The 17511-nt window shown below is 71.9% G+C and carries 15 protein-coding genes; 7 read left to right on the top strand and 8 right to left on the bottom strand.

The features are described from left to right. Window positions 1–57 precede the first annotated feature (57 nt). The 3 genes from AC0KTA_RS21785 to AC0KTA_RS21775 all read left to right on the top strand — a co-directional run bounded on the left by AC0KTA_RS21785 (window position 58) and on the right by AC0KTA_RS21775 (window position 3510). Window positions 58–1131: a P1 family peptidase gene (locus tag AC0KTA_RS21785; protein WP_481049898.1), complete on the top strand. Its 1074-nt coding sequence runs from the start codon at window positions 58–60 to the stop codon at window positions 1129–1131. Window positions 1132–1345: 214 nt separating this feature from the next. Next, window positions 1346–2578 carry a L,D-transpeptidase gene (locus tag AC0KTA_RS21780; protein ID WP_481049897.1) on the top strand — a complete coding sequence of 411 codons (1233 nt, stop codon included), beginning with the start codon at window positions 1346–1348 and terminating at the stop codon, window positions 2576–2578. 158 nt (window positions 2579–2736) lie between these two features. Then, complete coding sequence (locus tag AC0KTA_RS21775; RefSeq protein WP_481049896.1) at window positions 2737–3510, top strand: DUF6227 family protein; 774 nt, start codon at window positions 2737–2739, stop codon at window positions 3508–3510. A gap of 43 nt (window positions 3511–3553) precedes the next feature. On the opposite strand, the gene AC0KTA_RS21770 is transcribed toward AC0KTA_RS21775, so the two are convergent. The 6 genes from AC0KTA_RS21770 to AC0KTA_RS21745 form a co-directional block, all read right to left on the bottom strand. Continuing rightward, window positions 3554–3823, bottom strand: coding sequence for a hypothetical protein (locus tag AC0KTA_RS21770; RefSeq protein ID WP_481049895.1), 270 nt, complete (start codon window positions 3821–3823; stop codon window positions 3554–3556). Between the two features lie 127 nt (window positions 3824–3950). Continuing rightward, complete coding sequence (locus AC0KTA_RS21765) at window positions 3951–4472, bottom strand: hypothetical protein (protein ID WP_481049894.1); 522 nt, start codon at window positions 4470–4472, stop codon at window positions 3951–3953. Window positions 4473–4662: 190 nt separating this feature from the next. Beyond that, window positions 4663–6795, bottom strand: a complete 2133-nt coding sequence (locus AC0KTA_RS21760) for a PTS fructose transporter subunit IIABC (RefSeq protein ID WP_481049893.1) — start codon at window positions 6793–6795, stop codon at window positions 4663–4665. 71 nt (window positions 6796–6866) lie between these two features. Beyond that, complete coding sequence (gene pfkB, locus AC0KTA_RS21755) at window positions 6867–7814, bottom strand: 1-phosphofructokinase (protein WP_481056513.1); 948 nt, start codon at window positions 7812–7814, stop codon at window positions 6867–6869. A 92-nt stretch (window positions 7815–7906) separates the two neighbouring features. Then, window positions 7907–8668 (bottom strand): DeoR/GlpR family DNA-binding transcription regulator, encoded by a 762-nt coding sequence (locus AC0KTA_RS21750; RefSeq protein WP_481049892.1) that lies wholly within the window; start codon window positions 8666–8668, stop codon window positions 7907–7909. Between the two features lie 354 nt (window positions 8669–9022). Continuing rightward, window positions 9023–10567 carry an MFS transporter gene (locus tag AC0KTA_RS21745; protein WP_481049891.1) on the bottom strand — a complete coding sequence of 515 codons (1545 nt, stop codon included), beginning with the start codon at window positions 10565–10567 and terminating at the stop codon, window positions 9023–9025. A gap of 159 nt (window positions 10568–10726) precedes the next feature. Here AC0KTA_RS21745 and AC0KTA_RS21740 point away from each other — a divergent pair, with 159 nt between their 5' ends. Next, entirely contained in the window at window positions 10727–11710 is a 984-nt protein-coding gene (locus AC0KTA_RS21740) for a helix-turn-helix transcriptional regulator (protein WP_481049890.1), read from the top strand. Window positions 11711–12261: 551 nt separating this feature from the next. Here the strand turns inward: AC0KTA_RS21740 and AC0KTA_RS21735 are convergent. Next, window positions 12262–13281 carry a sigma-70 family RNA polymerase sigma factor gene (locus tag AC0KTA_RS21735; protein ID WP_481049889.1) on the bottom strand — a complete coding sequence of 340 codons (1020 nt, stop codon included), beginning with the start codon at window positions 13279–13281 and terminating at the stop codon, window positions 12262–12264. A gap of 243 nt (window positions 13282–13524) precedes the next feature. On the opposite strand from AC0KTA_RS21735, the gene AC0KTA_RS21730 reads away from it, so the two are divergent. Genes AC0KTA_RS21730 through AC0KTA_RS21720 form a run of 3 tightly spaced genes read left to right on the top strand, consistent with a single transcriptional unit; the run spans window position 13525 to window position 15803 of the window. Next, window positions 13525–14088, top strand: a complete 564-nt coding sequence (locus tag AC0KTA_RS21730) for an N-acetyltransferase family protein (RefSeq protein ID WP_481049888.1) — start codon at window positions 13525–13527, stop codon at window positions 14086–14088. Window positions 14089–14136: 48 nt separating this feature from the next. Beyond that, a complete protein-coding gene (locus tag AC0KTA_RS21725; RefSeq protein ID WP_481049887.1) occupies window positions 14137–15231 on the top strand; it encodes a questin oxidase family protein in 1095 nt (364 codons plus the stop codon). A 53-nt stretch (window positions 15232–15284) separates the two neighbouring features. Then, on the top strand, window positions 15285–15803 hold the full coding sequence (locus AC0KTA_RS21720; protein WP_481049886.1) for a MarR family winged helix-turn-helix transcriptional regulator: 519 nt from the start codon (window positions 15285–15287) through the stop codon (window positions 15801–15803). Window positions 15804–15967: 164 nt separating this feature from the next. On the opposite strand, the gene AC0KTA_RS21715 is transcribed toward AC0KTA_RS21720, so the two are convergent. Next, the gene (locus AC0KTA_RS21715) at window positions 15968–17491 is read right to left on the bottom strand and encodes an MFS transporter (protein ID WP_481049885.1); all 1524 of its coding nucleotides are present in this window, start codon (window positions 17489–17491) and stop codon (window positions 15968–15970) included. Window positions 17492–17511: the final 20 nt, after the last annotated feature.

Here is a 17511-nt window from a genome sequence, read left to right as displayed (position 1 = left end):
GGCGGCACGGATGGCCCGGGCGGCCCGGGCGGGCAACTCGCGTGGTACGCATGCTGCATGACGACACGTGACGTACCGAGGGAATCCGGGCGGGCCGGGGGGCTGACCGATGTGGCGGGGCTGCGGGTCGGGCACGCGGGGCGCGCCGGTGACGGCTGGCTCACCGGCACGACGGTCGTGCTGGCGCCCGAGGGCGGGGCGGTCGCGGCGGTGGACGTGCGCGGCGGCGGCCCCGGCACCCGGGAGACGGACGCGCTGGACCCGCGCAACCTGGTGCAGCGGGTGGAGGCGGTCGTCCTGACGGGCGGCAGCGCGTACGGCCTGGACGCGGCGGGCGGGGTGATGGCGTGGCTGGAGGAGCGAGGTCGCGGGGTGCGGGTCGGCCCCGATCCGGCGCATGTGGTGCCGGTGGTGCCCGCGGCCTGCGTGTTCGACCTGGGGCGCGGGGGCGCGTTCGGGGCGCGGCCCGGGGCGGAGATGGGGCGGGCCGCGGTGGCCGATGCGGCGGCCCGAGAGAGCGGGCACGCGGTGGCCGAGGGCAGTGTCGGCGCGGGGACGGGGGCGGTGGTCGGGCAGGTCAAGGGCGGGGTCGGCACGGCGAGCACGGTGCTCGAATCGGGGGTCACGGTCGCGGCACTCGTGGTGGCGAACGCGGCGGGGTCGGGGGTGGATCCACGGACGGGGGTGTTGTACGGGCAGTTCTTCGGGGACGACGACGGTGCGGACGGCGCCGTGGAACCGCCGTCGGCCGAGGTCCACGCGGCGGCGCGGCGGCGGCTCGCGGAGGTGGCGGAGCGCAACGTGCGGCCGCCGCTGAACACGACGCTGGCCGTCGTCGCCACGGACGCCGCGCTGACCAAGGCGCAGGCGCAGAAGCTCGCCGGCACCTCGCACGACGGCATGGCCCGCGCCGTGCGCCCGGTGCACCTGCTGAACGACGGCGACACGGTGTTCGCCCTGTCCGCCGGCGAGCGGACCCTGGACGCGGCGAACCCGCTGGCGCTGAACGAGGTGCTCGCCGCGGGCGCGGACCTGGTGACGCGGGCGATCGTCAGGGCGCTGCTCGCGGCGGAGTCGGTGGAGACACCTGGAGGAACATTCCCGGCATATCGTGAGCTCTATAAGAAATAGCGCCTCTCATCTCTTTTCGGCTCCTCTCTGCTCTTCTCGGGCCCTCTCATCCCCTCTCGTCAGGAAGTTCATTAAGTCGCCTTTAATCCAAGGTTGTTAGCGTCGCGAGGGCGCGGTCGGATGTGCCTGCACTCACATCGGTGCGGCGGAACCAATCAGCCGCCAGGCCGCTCTTTACCCGTACTGGACCAGACGACGCACCTTGGAGCAGCTCGTGACAACGCCGGACATAGCAGCTCAGCCTCAGCCCCGTCGCCGTCGGCGGGCCCTGTTGGTGACAGCCGCGCTCGCGGCCGTCGGCGCGCTGACCCTCACGGCCTGCGGCGGTGACGCCGACGCCAAGGACGACAAGAAGTCCGGGACCTCCAAGGACGCGTCCGGCGCGCGGATAGCCATCTCCTCCAAGGACGGCGCGACCGACGCCTCGATCAACGCCACCGGCGTGAAGGTCAAGGGCGGCAAGCTCACGAGCGTGAAGATGACGGACGTGGCGTCCGGCTCCGCGGTCGAGGGGTCGATCTCCGCCGACGGTGGTACGTGGAAGCCCAAGGCCCAGCTCGAGCGCGGCACCAAGTACAAGGTCACCGCGAACGCCAAGGACTCCGAGGGCCGCCCGGCCACGGAGAACGCGACGTTCACGACGGTGTCGGACGCCAACAGCTTCATCGGGACGTACACGCCCGACGGCGGTGCCACGGTGGGCGCGGGCATGCCGGTGTCGTTCACCTTCGACAAGGCGATCACCGACAAGAAGGCCGTACAGTCGCACATCACGGTCAGCTCCAGCAGCGGCCAGAAGGTCGTCGGCCACTGGTTCGGCAACCAGCGCCTGGACTTCAGGCCGCAGGAGTACTGGAAGGCCGGCTCCAAGGTCACCATGAAGATCGAGCTGGACGGCGTGAAGGGCGCGGCGAACGCGACCGGAGTGCAGGACAAGACCGTCACGTTCACCGTCGGCCGCTCGCAGGTCTCCACCGTCGACGTGAAGGCCAAGAAGATGACGGTCGAGCGGGACGGCAAGGTCATCAAGACCGTGCCGATCTCCGCGGGCAGCGCCGAGAACCCCACGTACAACGGGCAGATGGTGATCTCGGAGAAGTTCACGCAGACGCGGATGAACGGCTCGACGGTCGGCTTCGGCGGTGAGTACGACATCAAGGACGTACCGCACGCCATGCGTCTTTCGACGTCCGGCACCTTCATCCATGGCAACTACTGGAGCTCCCCCTCCATCTTCGGCAGCGCCAACACCAGCCACGGATGCGTAGGACTGCAGGACGTCCAGGGCGCGCAGGGCGACACCCTGGGCAAGTGGTTCTACGACAACTCCCTCGTCGGGGACGTCGTGACGGTCAAGGGCTCGCCGGACAAGACCATCGCCCCGGACAACGGCCTGAACGGCTGGAACATGTCCTGGAGCCAGTGGACGGCGGGCAGCGCCGTCTGACCGGAAGCACCGCAGGAGCACCAACGGCGCGGGCCGCACGGGAACTTGCCGTGCGGCCCGATCGTTTTCCGGTTCCCGGACATGATGTCCGACCCAGGGGCTACGGTATGCACGCACAAGGTGACATGCAGCAACGCCGGAAGCATCCGGGAGTATCCGTGAGCGTTCCGTACCAGACAGCGTACGAACCACCCGAGTCGCCCGAGCCCTCCTCCCCCGAGGAGCACCTCGAGCGACTGCTCAGCCGCGCCCTGAACTCCTTCGACCTGCCGGACGAGGCGATCCGGAGCCTGGAGCGCGCCCTCGCGTACGACAGCTCGCTGCACTCCGCGCACCACAGCGCGGGCCTGCACCGCGAGACGTACCGCCACACCTGGCTGCTCGCCGACGGCCAGGTGCTCACCCTCTGGGAGCTCGCGCACAACACCGGCCCCGGCAGCGCCGTTCAGTACGAGCTCTATCTCGACGAGGAGGAGGCCGGCATCGCCACCGCCCGCCTGCCGCTGCCGCCGGACACACCCGCGGACGAAGCGCCCGTCGTCCTGCATCCGCTCCCCGCCCACGAGCCGCGGCACACCTACGTGCCGGACGACTCCGCCGACCACGCCCGCCGCCTGCTGCGCCGCGCGGAGAACCCGGCCGGCGCGGACCACCCCGGCGACGACATGGCCCGCCTGCTGCGTTCGGCGTTCGCCCACCAGATCACGCAGGCCTTCGGCCGCACCGGCCTCAGCGGCGAGACCCGGCTCGGCTTCTCGCTGTACGAGCACGCGTTCCTGCTGTTCGACGGCTCAGAGGTCAGCCTCTGGGAGGTCGAGCACACGGCGACGGCCGACGGCAGGCACATGTGCGAGGTGTACACGAGCGAGCACGCGGCGCGGGCGGCGATGGCGCGCCGGGCGCGGACGTATCCCGCGACCAGGGCCCGCTAGTTCACCAGGCTCCGCCGCTCGGCCCGCCAGGCCCGGCCGTGCGCTACGGACGGCCCCGGCCGAATTGCCGTACCAGACCGGCGAACGCTGCGCGCTCGTGCGCCGTCAGTTCGACGGACTCCGCGCGTGGCGGCCCGGACTGGCCCGGCAGCGAACGCAGTGCACGCAGCGAACGCGGTGACGGGCCGCTCGGCGCGGCGAGTTCGGCCGCGCGGCGGCGCTGCACGTGCAGGAATGTGACGGCCCAGACGACGGTCACCCCGGCGAGCAGGGCCACGCCTGTCTGCTGAACGATCGAAGCACCCTGGAACATGCGGTCAGTAGACAACAGCGGCCAGATCTACAACAGAGGTGTTAATGGGCCTTTGGTCCTGAAGTGACGCATCTCGCACTTGTCAGCCGCCGCCTACGTAAGCCACGTCGCCGCCGTGTACGTGGCCTCAGTCGCCGCGTACGTCGCCGTCCCCGTCCTCCCGGGCGGCGTCGTGCCGTTCCTGCCACATGGTCGCCCAACCGCCAGGACCGCCGCGGCCGTCGCGGGCATCGCTGGCATCGCGGCCATCGCGGCCGTCCGGGGCGCCGTCGCGTTCGCCGGTGAGCAAACCCGCCATCCGGACACAGATCGCGGGCAGTTCGGGTGCCTCGCGCGCCCAGTCCTCCGTGTCGACGCCCGCGAGGACGCAACTGGCCCACAGGGTCGCGAGCAGCCGGGCGGCGAGGTCGGTGCGCGCGGGGCCGGCGCCGGGGGCGTGGCCGCGTATCACGTCGGTGGCGTGCTCGATCAGGTCGGGTTCGAGGATCCAGCGGATGCCCGTGCCGGTCTCGATGAGGAAGCCGGAGTAGACCGCGAGGAAGACGCCCGCCGTCTCGCTGTCCTGCTCCAGACCGGCCCGTGCCTGCTCGGTGAGCCGGCCGACCATGTCGAGCAGGCTGCTGAGGTGACTCTGCTGAAGGTGGCTCACGATGGCCCCCGCCGGATGCCCGTGCCCGGGTTCGGACCGCAGTACCAGCAGTATGCCTACGCCGGGGACGTCCGGGAATGCGTGAAGGGCACGCCTGTACGGGCGGGCCCTTCACACCCCGGGATCCGGCCCGGGTCCGGCCCGCGTCCGCACCCGGGACGCGAGCCGTTCCGTCGGCCACTCGGCTCCCTCAGGCGGCCACCGGCACCCGGGCCTCGTCCGCCGTCGAGGCCGCCGTGTCGCTCTCCCCGGCCGGACCTGCCGTCTTCCGCGCGCCCTTGAGCAGCACGACCACGCCCGTCGACACACAGACACCGGCGGCGATCGCGACCAGGTAGAGCAGCGGCTGCCCGATCAGCGGGACCACGAACACGCCGCCGTGCGGGGCGCGCAGGGTGCAGCCGAACGCCATCGACAGGGCGCCGGTGACCGCGCCGCCCGCCATCGAGGCGGGGATGACGCGCAGCGGGTCGGCGGCGGCGAACGGGATCGCGCCCTCCGTGATGAACGAGGCGCCGAGGAACCAGGCCGCCTTGCCGTTCTCGCGCTCGGTCTTGGTGAACAGACGTCCTCGTACGGTGGTGGCGAGGGCCATGGCAAGGGGCGGGACCATGCCCGCCGCCATCACCGCGGCCATGACCTTGAGCGAGCCGTCCGTCGGGTGGGCGAGTCCGCCGACCGCGAAGGCGTACGCGACCTTGTTGAGCGGGCCGCCGAGGTCGAAGCACATCATCAGGCCGAGGATGACGCCGAGGATGATCGCGTTGGCGCCGGTCAGGCCCTCCAGCCAGTCGGTCAGCGCGCTCTGCAGCGAGGCGATGGGCTTGCCGACGACGAGGAACATCAGGAAGCCGACGACCGCCGAGGAGATCAGCGGGATCACCACCACCGGCATGATGCCGCGCAGCACGGCCGGGATGCGGACCCGTTGGATCCCCAGGACCACCCCGCCCGCGAGCAGACCGGCGGCGAGGCCGCCGAGGAAGCCCGCGTCGATGGTGACGGCGACCGAGCCGCCGACGAATCCGGGGACGAGGCCGGGGCGGTCGGCCATGCCGTACGCGATGTAGCCCGCGAGGACCGGGACCAGGAAGGCGAAGGCGAGGCCGCCGATCTGGAAGAGGAGGGCCGCCCAGCTCGTGTGGTCGGTCCAGATGAAGTGCTCCGCGACCGAGGGGGCCTTGTCGATCTTCCAGCCGCCGATGGCGAAGCCGAGGGCTATGAGGAGGCCGCCGGCCGCCACGAAGGGAACCATGTAACTCACGCCCGACATCAGCCACTTGCGCAGCTTCGTGCCGTAGCTGTCGCCGCTGTCCCCTGTGTTGTCGACCGGGGTCGGGTTCGCCGGGGTGGTGACCTCGCCGCGGGCCGCCTTCTCCCTTGCTTCCGCGATGAGTTGGGCGGGGCGGTTGATGGCTGCCTTTACGCCTACGTCGACGGTGGGCTTGCCCGCGAAGCGGGGCTTGTCCCTTACGGGGACGTCGTGGGCGAACACGACTGCGTCCGCCGCTTCGATGGCCGCCGGGTCCAGGCGGGTGAAGCCTGCGGAGCCCTGGGTTTCGACCGTCAGCTCTACGCCCTGCTCGCGGGCTGCGTTCTCCAAGGACTCAGCTGCCATGTACGTGTGGGCGATGCCCGTGGGGCAGGAGGTGACGGCCACTATGCGGAAGGGCTGGGTTGAGGCCGGGGTCGGCTTCTCTGCGTTGGAGTCCGGCTGGCCGGAACCGGGGGCTGTGCCCACCCGTTCCGCCCCAGCGGAACTGATGCCCACAGCGGTTGCGGTGGGTGTCGGGGCGCCGTCGGCGTCGCTGCCCACAGCGGGAGCGGGAGCGGAAGCGGCGTCGTCCGCCTGGGTAGAGGGCGGGGGCTCCTCGCCTCGGATCAAGGTCGCCGCCGACTCCGCGTCGGGAGCCTCGCGCAACGCAGTCGTGAACTCTGCGTTCATCAACTGGCGGGCCAGTGACGACAGGATGGTGAGGTGGGCGTCGTCTGCGCCTGTGGGGGCTGCGATGAGGAAGATGAGGTCGGCGGGGCCGTCGGGGGCGCCGAAGTCGATGCCGGTGGCGGAGCGGCCGAAGGCCAGGGTCGGTTCCGTCACGTGTTCACTGCGGCAGTGCGGGATGCCGATGCCGCCGTCGAGGCCCGTCGGCATCTGGGCCTCGCGGGCGGCCACGTCGGCGAGGAAGCCGTCGAGGTCGGTCACGCGGCCGAGGGTCACCATGCGGGTGGCGAGCGCGCGGGCCGCGGCTTCCTTGGTGTCGGCGGACCGGTCGAGTTCGAGGTCGACCAGGTCCGCGGTGATCATGGCGTTGTTCTCGCTCATCGCGGGCTCCTTCGCACGCGTATCCCCGGGGGGGGTGGGGATGAGGGCGGGGATGGGGAGGGGGACGGGGGTCATGGGGCGGGTTCCGTCAGGGCGCGGTCCAGGGGGACGTCGGACGTGACGGTGACGGCGTCCGGGGACAGGTCGGACGGCGTGGGCATGGCGCTCCCGGGGAGCCGGACCGCGGCGGCGCCGTGCGCCACGGCCGAGGCGAGGGCGGCGGGGCCGCTGCCGCCCGCGATCAGGAAGCCGGCCAGGGAGCTGTCGCCGGCGCCGACGTTGCTGCGTACGACGTCGACGCGGGCGTGTCCGAAGTACGTACCGGAGTCGTCGACGAGGAGCTGGCCGTCGGCGCCGAGGCTGGCGAGGACGGCGCGGGCGCCCGACTCCCGCAGTTCTTCGGCGGCCTTGACGGCGTCGCCGACGGTGGCGAGGGGGCGGCCGACGGCCTCGGCCAGCTCCTCGGCGTTGGGCTTGACGACGTCGGGGCGCTCGGCGAGGGCGGCGAGCAGGGCCGGCCCTGAGGTGTCGAGGGCGATCCGGGCGCCTGCGGCGTGGCAGCGGGCGACGAGGTCCGCGTACCAGAAGGGGGCGAGGCCGCGCGGGAGGCTGCCGCAGCAGGCGATCCAGTCGGCGCCCGGCGACTTGTCCCCGATGGTGGTGAGCAGCGACTCCCGCTCGTCGGGGGTCAGTTCGGGGCCCGGGGCGTTGATCTTCGTGAGGGTGCCGTCCGGTTCGGCGACGGAGATGTTCGAGCGGGTCTGGCCCGATACGCGGACGGGGGCGACCTCGATGCCCTGCTCGTCGAGGAGTTGGGCGACGAGGGCGCCGGGGGCGCCGCCGAGCGGGAGGACGGCGAGGGTGCGCACGCCCGCGGCGGCGGCGGCGCGGGAGACGTTCACGCCCTTGCCGCCGGGGTCCATGCGGTCGCCGGTGGCGCGGATGACCTCGCCGCGGTCGAGGGCGGGGACCTCGTAGGTGCGGTCGAGGGAGGGGTTGGGGGTGACGGTGAGGATCATGCGGGCGGTGCCTTCTGGTGCTGCTTCGGCTGCTGCAGGTGCGGTGCCTTGTGCCGCTTTGTCGGCGGCGCCTTCTGGTGCTTCGCGGGTGGTCATGCGCGTACGACCTCCGGGCCCGCCTTCTCGATGGCGGCGGCGTCGGCCGGGCTCAGGCCGGTGTCCGTGATGAGCAGGTCCACGTCGGCGAGGTCGCCGAAGCGGGCGAAGTGCTCCTGGCCGTGCTTGCCGGAGTCGGCGAGCAGGACGACGCGGCGGGCGGCGGCGACGGCGGCGCGCTTGACGGCGGCCTCGGCCAGGTCGGGGGTGGTCAGGCCGTGGGCGGCGGAGAAGCCGTTGGCGGCGAGGAAGAGGACGTCGGCGCGGATCTCGCCGTAGGCGCGCAGGGACCAGGCGTCCACGGCGGCGCGCGTGCGGGGCCTGACGCGGCCGCCGACCAGGTGGAGCTGGATGCCGGGGTGGTCGGCGAGGCGGGCCGCGGTGGGGAGGCTGTGCGTGACGGCCGTCAGCTCCGCCTCCAGCGGGAGGGCGGCGGCCAGGCGGGCCACCGTGGAGCCCGCGTCGAGGATGACGCTGCCTTCGGCGGGAAGCTCGGCGAGGGCCGCGCGGGCGATGCGGTCCTTCTCGTCCGCGGCCGTCGCCTCGCGTTCGGCGAGGTCGGGCTCGAAGGCCAGGCTGCCGACCGGGATGGCGCCGCCGTGCACCCGGCGCAGCAGGCCCGCGCGGTCCAGGGCCTTCAGGTCGCGGCGGATGGTTTCCGCGGTGACCTGGAACTCGGCGGCGAGGGAGAGGACGTCCACGCGTCCTCCCTCGCGGGCGAGGCGCAGGATTTCCTGCTGGCGCTCTGGGCCGTACATGGCTGGGGGCCTCCTGCTTTTTGCCCGGGTGTGTGGGTTACCCCGGAGCGTACGTCTCCATTTCCAGGAAGTAAACATACTCGGGCACCAGGTGGGCACATTCGGGCTTTCGGTCCTGTGCGGGTGGGCCTGGGGCCCCCTGGAGGTGGGACGGGGTACCCCAGGCGTGACGGGCGCCGTCGGCCTGGGCTGTGCCCGCCCGTGCCGCCCCTGGCGGCCCAGCCGCCCACAGGGCAGAGAAGAGCGGCCCGGCCGCCCACAGGGGTAGGAGCGGCTCGGCCGTCCGCCGGGGCAAAGCGAAACCCCACCCACCGGGTAGGTGGGTGGGGCTGTTCGTCGCTGAGCGACGGGGGTTCAGGGCGTCAGCGCGGGCTCGCGGGACTTCACGGCGTCCTCGGCGTCCTCGGCGGAGGCACCCGATTCCGGGCCGGAGGCCTCCGCTCCCTCGATGTGCAGCTTCGGCCGCTTCGGGAGGGTCAGCATCAGGAGGAAGATGACGACGAGGACCGCCACGACCCACCACAGCGCGTGCTGGAAGCCGTTGATGTACTCGGCCGGGATCCGGTCCCGGGTCACCTTTTCGTCGATGACGCCGTAGAAGACGACGGACACCAGGCCGAGGCCGAACGCGTTGCCCATCTGCTGGACGGTGTTGATGAGGCCGGACGCCGAACCGGCGTGCTCGCGCGGCACCTCGGAGAGCACCGCGTCCGTGATGGGTGCCACGATCAGGCCCATGCCGAGGCCCATGACGACCAGCGGAAGCGCCATCTGCCAGGACGCGATCCCGGCGCCGTACCGGTCGGCCTCCCAGATGTAGATGAGGACACCCGCCGCCATGGTCAGCGCACCGGCCTGCAGCACCTTGCGGCCGAACCGCGGCACCAGCTGCTGCACGGAGAGCCCGGCCGCGGCGGACACCGCGATGGAGAAGGGCACGCCCGTCACGCCGGCGCGCAGCGCGCTCCAGCCGAGGCCGACCTGCATGTACATCGTCCAGACCAGGAAGAAGATGCCGAGCGAGACACCGAACACGGTCTGTACGGCGATGCCGCCGGCGAAGCTCTTCACCTTGAACAGCGACAGCTCGATGAGCGGTGAACCGTCCTTCTTGGCCTTGTGCTTCTCGTACGCCACGAGGGCGCCGAAGACGACGAGCGCGCCCGCCATCATCACGTACCCCCACACCGGCCAGTCCAGCTCACGCCCGCGCGTCAGCGGGTAGAGCAGCATCAGCGCGCCCGCCGTGACCAGGACGACGCCGACCAGGTCCAGCTTGAGGGCCTTGGGTGCCTTGGACTCCTCGATGAACTTGCGGCCGAGGAGCAGGCCCGCGATGCCGACCGGGAGGTTGATGAGGAAGATCGGGCGCCATTCGAGGCCGAAGAGGTTCCACTCCGTCAGGAGCGCGCCGAGCAGCGGTCCCGAGACCGCGCCGAGGCCGACGACCATGCCGAACAGGCCGAAGACCTTGCCGCGTTCGTGCGCCGGGAAGGTGGCGTGCACGATCGAGAGGACCTGCGGCACCATCAGCGCGGCCATGGCGCCCTGCAGGATGCGGGACGCCACCAGCATGTCCGGGTTCGCCGCGAAGCCGCAGAGCGCGGAGGCGACGGTGAAGCCGGTGATGCCGACGAGGAATATCTTCTTGCGGCCGTAGATGTCGCCGAGCCGCCCGCCGGTGATCAGGCCCGCGCCGAGCGCGAGCGCGTACCCCGCGGTGATCCACTGGATGTGGCTGAACGTGGCGCCCTCGTCCCGCCGGATGGACGGGATCGCGATGTTCACGATCGTCACGTCGACGAGGTCCATGAAGGCCGCGGTCATCACGATGGCGAGGGCGAACCAGCGGCGCCGGTCCGATCCCTGTGACGCAGGGGTGCTGCTGGGAAAAGTCATGCCGTAAGGCTAGGAGCCCAATAGGTCAGATCATGACCTAGTTGTACGGCACCCTGGGGTCAGGTCGGAGTCAGGTCCGGCACGGGCCAGCACGGGCCGGCGCGGAGGTGGCGCGGGTGCCCGGCGCGGGTTCGGGATCACGGTGGCGGGAGGCCCCTCATGAGTACGGACACACCGGCGCGGCTGCTTCAGCTCCTCTCGCTGTTGCAGACGCCGCGCGAGTGGCCCGGCGGTGAGCTGTCGGAGCGGCTCGGCGTCAGCCGTCGCACCGTGCGGCGGGACGTCGACCGGCTGCGGGAGCTCGGGTATCCGGTGCAGGCGACGCAGGGGGCGGGCGGGGGGTACCGGCTTGTCGCCGGGAAGGCGATGCCGCCGCTGGTCCTCGACGACGAGGAGGCGGTGGCGATCGCGGTGGGGCTGCGGGCCGGGGCCGGGCACGCCGTCGACGGCGTGGAGGAGGCGTCCGTGCGGGCGCTCGCCAAGCTGGAGCAGGTGCTTCCGGCGCGGCTGCGGCACCGGGTGTCCGCGCTCGGGGCCGCGACGATGTCGCTGGCCAGCGGGGACGGGGCGCGGATCGCGCCGGAGACGCTGACGGTGATGGCGTCGGCGACGGCCGCGCACGAGCGGCTGCGGTTCGCCTACGAGGCGAAGGACGGCACTCCGTCGCGGCGTCTCACCGAGCCGCACCGCCTCGTGTCCACGGGACGGCGCTGGTACCTGGTCGCGTTCGACCTGGAGCGGCAGGACTGGCGCACGTTCCGGGTGGACCGGGTGTCGGAGCCGTTCGCCACGGGGGCGCGGTTCGCTCCGCGGATGCTGCCGGGTGGGAGTGCGGAGGCGTATGTGCGGCGGAGTGTGCTTTCGCGGCCGCAGGAGTCTTCGGCGTACGAGGTGGACGTGGAATTCCACGCTCCGCCGGACCGGGTCGGCGGGCGGCTGCCGGCCTCCCTCGGCGAACTGGTCCCCGTGGGCGACGACCGGTGCCGGCTTCGGGCGACGGTGACCGAGCCCGTGGAGTGGGTGGCTGCTCGGCTCATCTGGGTCGAGTGCGGGTTCGCTGTGCGCGGGCCTGAGGAACTTGTGGCTCGCGTACGGGAGTTGGGCCTCCGCCTGACCCGGGCTGCCGCCCCGGGCACGGGTTGAGCCCCGGCTGCCCGCCGGCGGGGGTTTCCGCCGCGCTGCGCGCGGCGATGCCCCCACCCGCCCGCCCGTTTACTGCCGGACGGAAAGCCCGACGCCGCGGCAACCGCCGCCCGGGGTACGGGCACCACGGCGGCTCTCCGCCGGTGGGTGGGCAGCAAGCCGGCGGGCAGGCAGTAATGGGCGGGCAGGCAGCCACGGGTGGGCGGGCGGTAAGCCGGTGGGGGCAGTGATGGGTGGGCGGGTAGTCACGGGTGGGCGGGTGGGAGAGAAACCCGCGCGCAGCGCGGGGACACCACCCACCGGGCCGCACGCGAAGCTCCCGCACCTGAACGTTGGGGGCAAACGGGGGGGGCGGGTGGGAGAGAACGCCGCGCGGCAGCGCGGCGAAAACCCCCACCGGGCCGCACGCGAAGCTCCCGAGCCTGATGTTGGGCGTCACGGGTGGGCGGGTGGGGCAAGCCGGCGCGCGTAGCGCGGCGGAATGCGCCCGCCGGGCCGCGCCCAGGAACAAAGGGGACCCGGCACCCAGCCCCCCTGCGAACCCGGCCGGCCTAGGCCGCCGCGTCGAAGCCCGTGTCCCGAGCCAACTTCTTCAGCTCGAGCAGCGCATGCTTCTCGATCTGGCGAATGCGCTCGCGCGTGAGCCCGTGCTGCTTGCCGACCTCCGTCAGCGTGCGCTCACGGCCGTCGTCGATGCCGTACCGCATCTTGATGATGGAGGCCGTGCGCTGGTCGAGGCGGCCGATGAGGTCGTCCAGCTCCTCGCTGCGCAGCAGCGTGAGGACGGACTGCTCGGGGGAGACGGCCGAGGTGTCCTCGAGGAGGTCACCGAACTGGGTCTCGCCCTGGTCGTCCACGGCCATGTTCAGCGAGACCGGGTCGCGGGCCCAGTCCAGGACGTCGATCACGCGCTCGGGCGTGGACGCCAGCTCGGCGGCGATCTCCGTGGGCTCCGGCTCCCGGCCGTGCTCGCGGTTGAACTCGCGCTGGACGCGGCGGATGCGGCCGAGCTCCTCGACGAGGTGCACGGGGAGGCGGATGGTGCGCGACTGGTCCGCTATGGAGCGGGTGATGGCCTGGCGGATCCACCACGTCGCGTACGTGGAGAACTTGAAGCCCTTGGCGTAGTCGAACTTCTCGACGGCGCGGACCAGGCCCGCGTTGCCCTCCTGGATCAGGTCGAGCAGGGGCAGGCCGCTGCGCGGATAGCGCCGGGCGACCGCCACGACCAGGCGGAGGTTCGAGCGGATGAAGACGTCCTTCGCGCGCTCGCCGTCGGCGACGAGGGCTTCGAGCTCCTCGCGCGAGGCGGTCACGGACGCGGCGGACGCTTCGGAGTCCCGCTCCACCTTGCCGTCCAGTATCTGCCGGGCATAGACGCCCGCCTCGATGATCTGGGACAGCTCGACTTCCTTGGCGGCGTCGAGCAGGGGTGTGCGTGCGATCTCGTCGAGGTACATGCCGACCAGGTCGCGATCGGCGATCTCGCCGCCTACGGCGCGAACACTGCGTGCCGCGTCGGTCTCGCCGGTGTCGGCGGACTTACGACGGGCGACGGCACGGGTTGCCATGCGTGCTCCCTTGCGTGGTTGTCACTGGTCGGTCCGGCATGGACCTTCGGTGGTCGGCCCAACGGTGGACCTGTGGTCCGGGGATGGACCTGTGGTCCTGGTGCGGACCTGTGGTGGACGGCACACCCTCCCAGGTGCCCTGCATCCGATGGAAACAACGACTGGAATCCGGACAGAATTCCCAAGCCGCACGCCCGTTTTTGTGATCATGCAGTACCCTGTGCCGCCACAGAGGGAGGGCCATTGCTGTCGGAACGCACAGAGGTGCAGGTCAGACCGGGATCCGAGGTCGACCTCGGGCCCCTCACCGACATCTACAACCACTACGTACGTGAGACCGCCGTCACATTCGACACCGTCCCTTTCCTGCCGGAAGAGCGCCGCCCTTGGCTGCTCTCCCACCCAGAAGACGGCCCGCATCGCCTGTTGGTTGCGCAGCGGGACAAATCCGGCATTCTCGGGTACGCGACCTCCAGCCCGCTCCGCCCGAAGCCCGCGTACGCGACCTCCGTCGAGGTCAGTGTCTATCTCGCCCCGGACGCGGGCGGCCGCGGCATCGGCACGCTCCTGTACGAGGCGCTCTTCGAGGCGCTCGCGGGCGAGGACCTGCACCGCGCGTACGCGGGGATCGCGCTGCCCAACGAGGCCTCGGTGCGGCTGCACGAGCGCTTCGGTTTCCGGCACGTCGGTACGTACGCGGAAGTCGGCAGGAAGTTTCAGCGGTACTGGGACGTCGCCTGGTACGAGAGACCGCTCGGGCACCCCGCAGCAGCAGGCCCTACGCAGGGCCTCGGGCCAGCGGACTAGGCCCGCAGACCGTTACGGCCGCCCCGAACCCCCACTTAACGTGCCGCCATGAACGACACCAGCGGCACGAGCGGCACAGACGGCACCCGATTCGACACCAGCGGCATCCTCGACGAAGCCCTTCAGCGGCTGCACGCCTCCGGGCCCGAGCGGCTCGGGCGGCTCACCAACCACGGGCCGATGGCCGTCGAGGCCCTGGTGCACGGCGGCCAGGCCCGCTCGGTGCACCGCTGGCTCGACTACTACCGCGCCAAGCTGGAGGACATGCCCGCCCACCACGCGCCGGTCACGGACGCCGACTGGCGCGCGGCGCTCGGTGACCCGCGGCGCGCGGCGGACTGGATCACGTACTTCGAGCGCCAGGTGGCCGAGCGGCCCTGGCGCGACGTGCTCGCCGCCTGGTGGCCGGTGCTCCTGCCCGGCATCGCGGGCGGCTCCACGCACCCGGTCATCCGCGTCGGCCACGCGGTGCGCACGCTCCTCGGCCCCGGCGGCGAGACCGCGCCCCGCCTCGCCGAGCTCGCGCACGGCCTCGGCTACTGGGCCGCCCGCCACACCCCGCTGCCCGCCCGCACTCCCGTCGCCCTGCCGCCGTCGGCCGGCGCGGCCGCCGCGCTCGACGCGGTGGAGCGCATCCCGGAGCAGACCGGCGGCCTCCCGGACCGCTTCGCCCAGCTCGCCTCGGTCCCGGTCTGGCCCGCGAACGGCGGGGACCGGGCGCCCGGCGCCACGGACCCCGACACGGCCCGCGCCCGCCTCACCGAGCTCGTCGCCGCCGCCGTGCACCGCTATGCCGGGTACGGCCACGGCGAGCCGATCATGCTCGTGCACGCCGCGACCGCCTCCAACGCCGTCCTGCGCACCCTGCCCGCGCTCCCCCGCGAGCTGTGGCCCGCCTCCCTGGACGCGTCCTGGGCGGCGAGTGCGGCGGTCACCGCGGCGTACGCGCCCGCGACCCCGGAGACGTACGAAGCGGCGTACGCGGAAGCAGCGAGCAGCACCTTCGACGAGGTGTTCGCGCGGGCCGCCGCGCACGGGGACGATCACACGGTCAAGTTCGCGGACACCGCCCTGGACGTCGGGGATCAGCGGGCCCGGGCCGCCGCCCTGCGCGCGGTCGAGCTCAACGACCCCGTCTTCTGAGCGAGTTCCGGGCGGGTTCGGGCGTCACAGGAAGGGCTCGTACAGTGGAATACATGGACACGCCATCCACCGCGACAGCGGACTTCGCCGAGCCCCGCTGGCTCGATGACGAGGAGCAGCGCACCTGGCTGGCGTATGTGCACGCCTCCACGCTGCTCGAGGACTTCCTCGACCGCCAGCTCCAGCGCGACGCGGGCATGCCGCACGTCTACTACGGCCTGCTCGTCCAGCTGTCCGCGGCGCCGCGCCGCCGGCTGCGGATGACCGAGCTGGCGAAGAGCTCGAAGATCACCCGGTCCCGGCTCTCGCACGCGATCGCGCGCCTGGAGAAGAGCGGCTGGGTGCGGCGCGAGGACTGCGCGACGGACAAGCGCGGGCAGTTCGCGATCCTCACGGACGAGGGGTTCGAGGTGCTGCGCCAGACCGCGCCGGGGCATGTGCACGCGGTGCGCCAGGCCCTCTTCGACCGGCTCAGCCCGGAACAGCAGAAGTCCCTCGGCGAGATCATGAGGATCGTCGCCGAGGGACTTCAGCCGAAGGACGCGGGGGCGGATCTGCCCTGGCTGCGTTAGCGCTTCGCTGGATGTGCCGTGTTAATCCTGCGGGCCGGTGGGGGCTGGTCGCGCCCGCGCGGCGGAGCCGCATATCGATACAGCCCCGCGCCCCTTACGGGGCGCGGTACCGCCCCGGCTGCCGCAGAGAGCAGCGACCGGGGCGGGCCGATGGGTACGTGGCGTCAGTGCGCCACGACCGGGATCTTCACCTCGTCCTCGGCGCCGTCGCCGGAGGTCGCCGGAGTGCCGCTGTCGGCCCCGGTGTTGACCAGGACGAAGGCGATCGCCGACGCCACCACCAGGATGCCGACCGCCCACCAGATGGCGGCGGTGTAGCCCTCCACCATCGACTCGGCCACGAGCAGCTTCCGCGCCGCCGGAGAGGTGGCGGAGGCCGCGTGGTCGGTGATGTAGGCGGTGGTCGCGGAGGCCGCGATGGTGTTCAGCAGGGCCGTGCCGATGGCGCCGCCGACCTGCTGCGAGGTGTTGACCATCGCGGAGGCGACACCGGCATCACGCGGCTCGACACCGTGCGTGGCCAGCGACATGGCGGGCATGAACGCCGTACCCATGCCGAGGCCCAGCATCAGCTGCGCGGGCAGGATCAGACCGGCGTACGAGGTGTCGACCTCGAGCTGGGTCAGGAGCAGCATGCCGACCGCGGCGAGCAGGAAGCCCGGCGCCATCAGCAGGCGCGGCGCGACGCGGGTCATCAGGCGGGTGCCGATCTGCGTCGAACCCACGATCATGCCGAAGATCATCGGCAGGAACGCGAAGCCGGTCTTGACCGGCGAGAAGCCCTTGACGATCTGCAGGTAGTAGGTGAGGAACAGGAACAGGCCGAACATCGCGATGATCGCGAGGCCGAGCGAGAGGTACACGCCACCGCGGTTGCGCTCGGTCAGGACGCGCAGCGGGAGCAGCGGCGACTTGACCTTGGCCTCGGTGACGACGAACGCGGCGAGCAGCACGACGGAGGCGACGAACATCGTCACGGTCACGGCGTCGGACCAGCCGTCGGACTCGGCGCGCGTGAAGCCGTACACGAGCGCGACCAGACCGAGGGTGGACAGGACCACGCCGGGGATGTCGAGCGGCGAGCGGTTGCGGCCCTCGGAGGGCTCACGGATCACGAAGTACGCACCGGCGGCGGCGATGATCGCGAACGGGATGTTCACGAAGAACGTCCAGCGCCAGTTCAGGTACTCGGTGAGGAAGCCGCCGAGGATCAGGCCGACGGCACCACCGCCACCGGCGATCGCGCCGTAGATGCCGAACGCCTTGGCGCGCTCCTTGGCCTCGGTGAACATCACCGCGAGCAGCGACAGGGCGGCGGGCGCGAGCAGCGCGCCGAACACACCCTGCAGCGCGCGGGCGCCGAGCATCATGGCCTCGCTGGTCGCGGCACCGCCGAGCGCGGAGGCCGCGGCGAAGCCGATGAGGCCGGTCACGAAGGTGCGCTTACGGCCCCACAGGTCGGCGATGCGGCCGCCGAACAGGAGCAGACCGCCGAAGGCCAGGGCGTAGGCCGTGATGACCCACTGCTTGTTGCCCTCGGATATGCCGAGGTCCTCCTGGGCGGACGGCAGCGCGATGTTCACGATGGTCGCGTCGAGGACCACCATGAGCTGCGCGATGGCGATGAAGGTGAGCGCCTTCCAGCGCTTTGGGTCGGGAGCGAGTGAAGTGACGGGTGACTGAGACATGGGTGGGTCCACCTAGGAAG

The organism is Streptomyces sp. Y309, from assembly GCF_056712025.1.
Note: the sequence above shows the minus strand (reverse complement) of the source record. Positions and strands in the feature narration are given on the sequence as shown.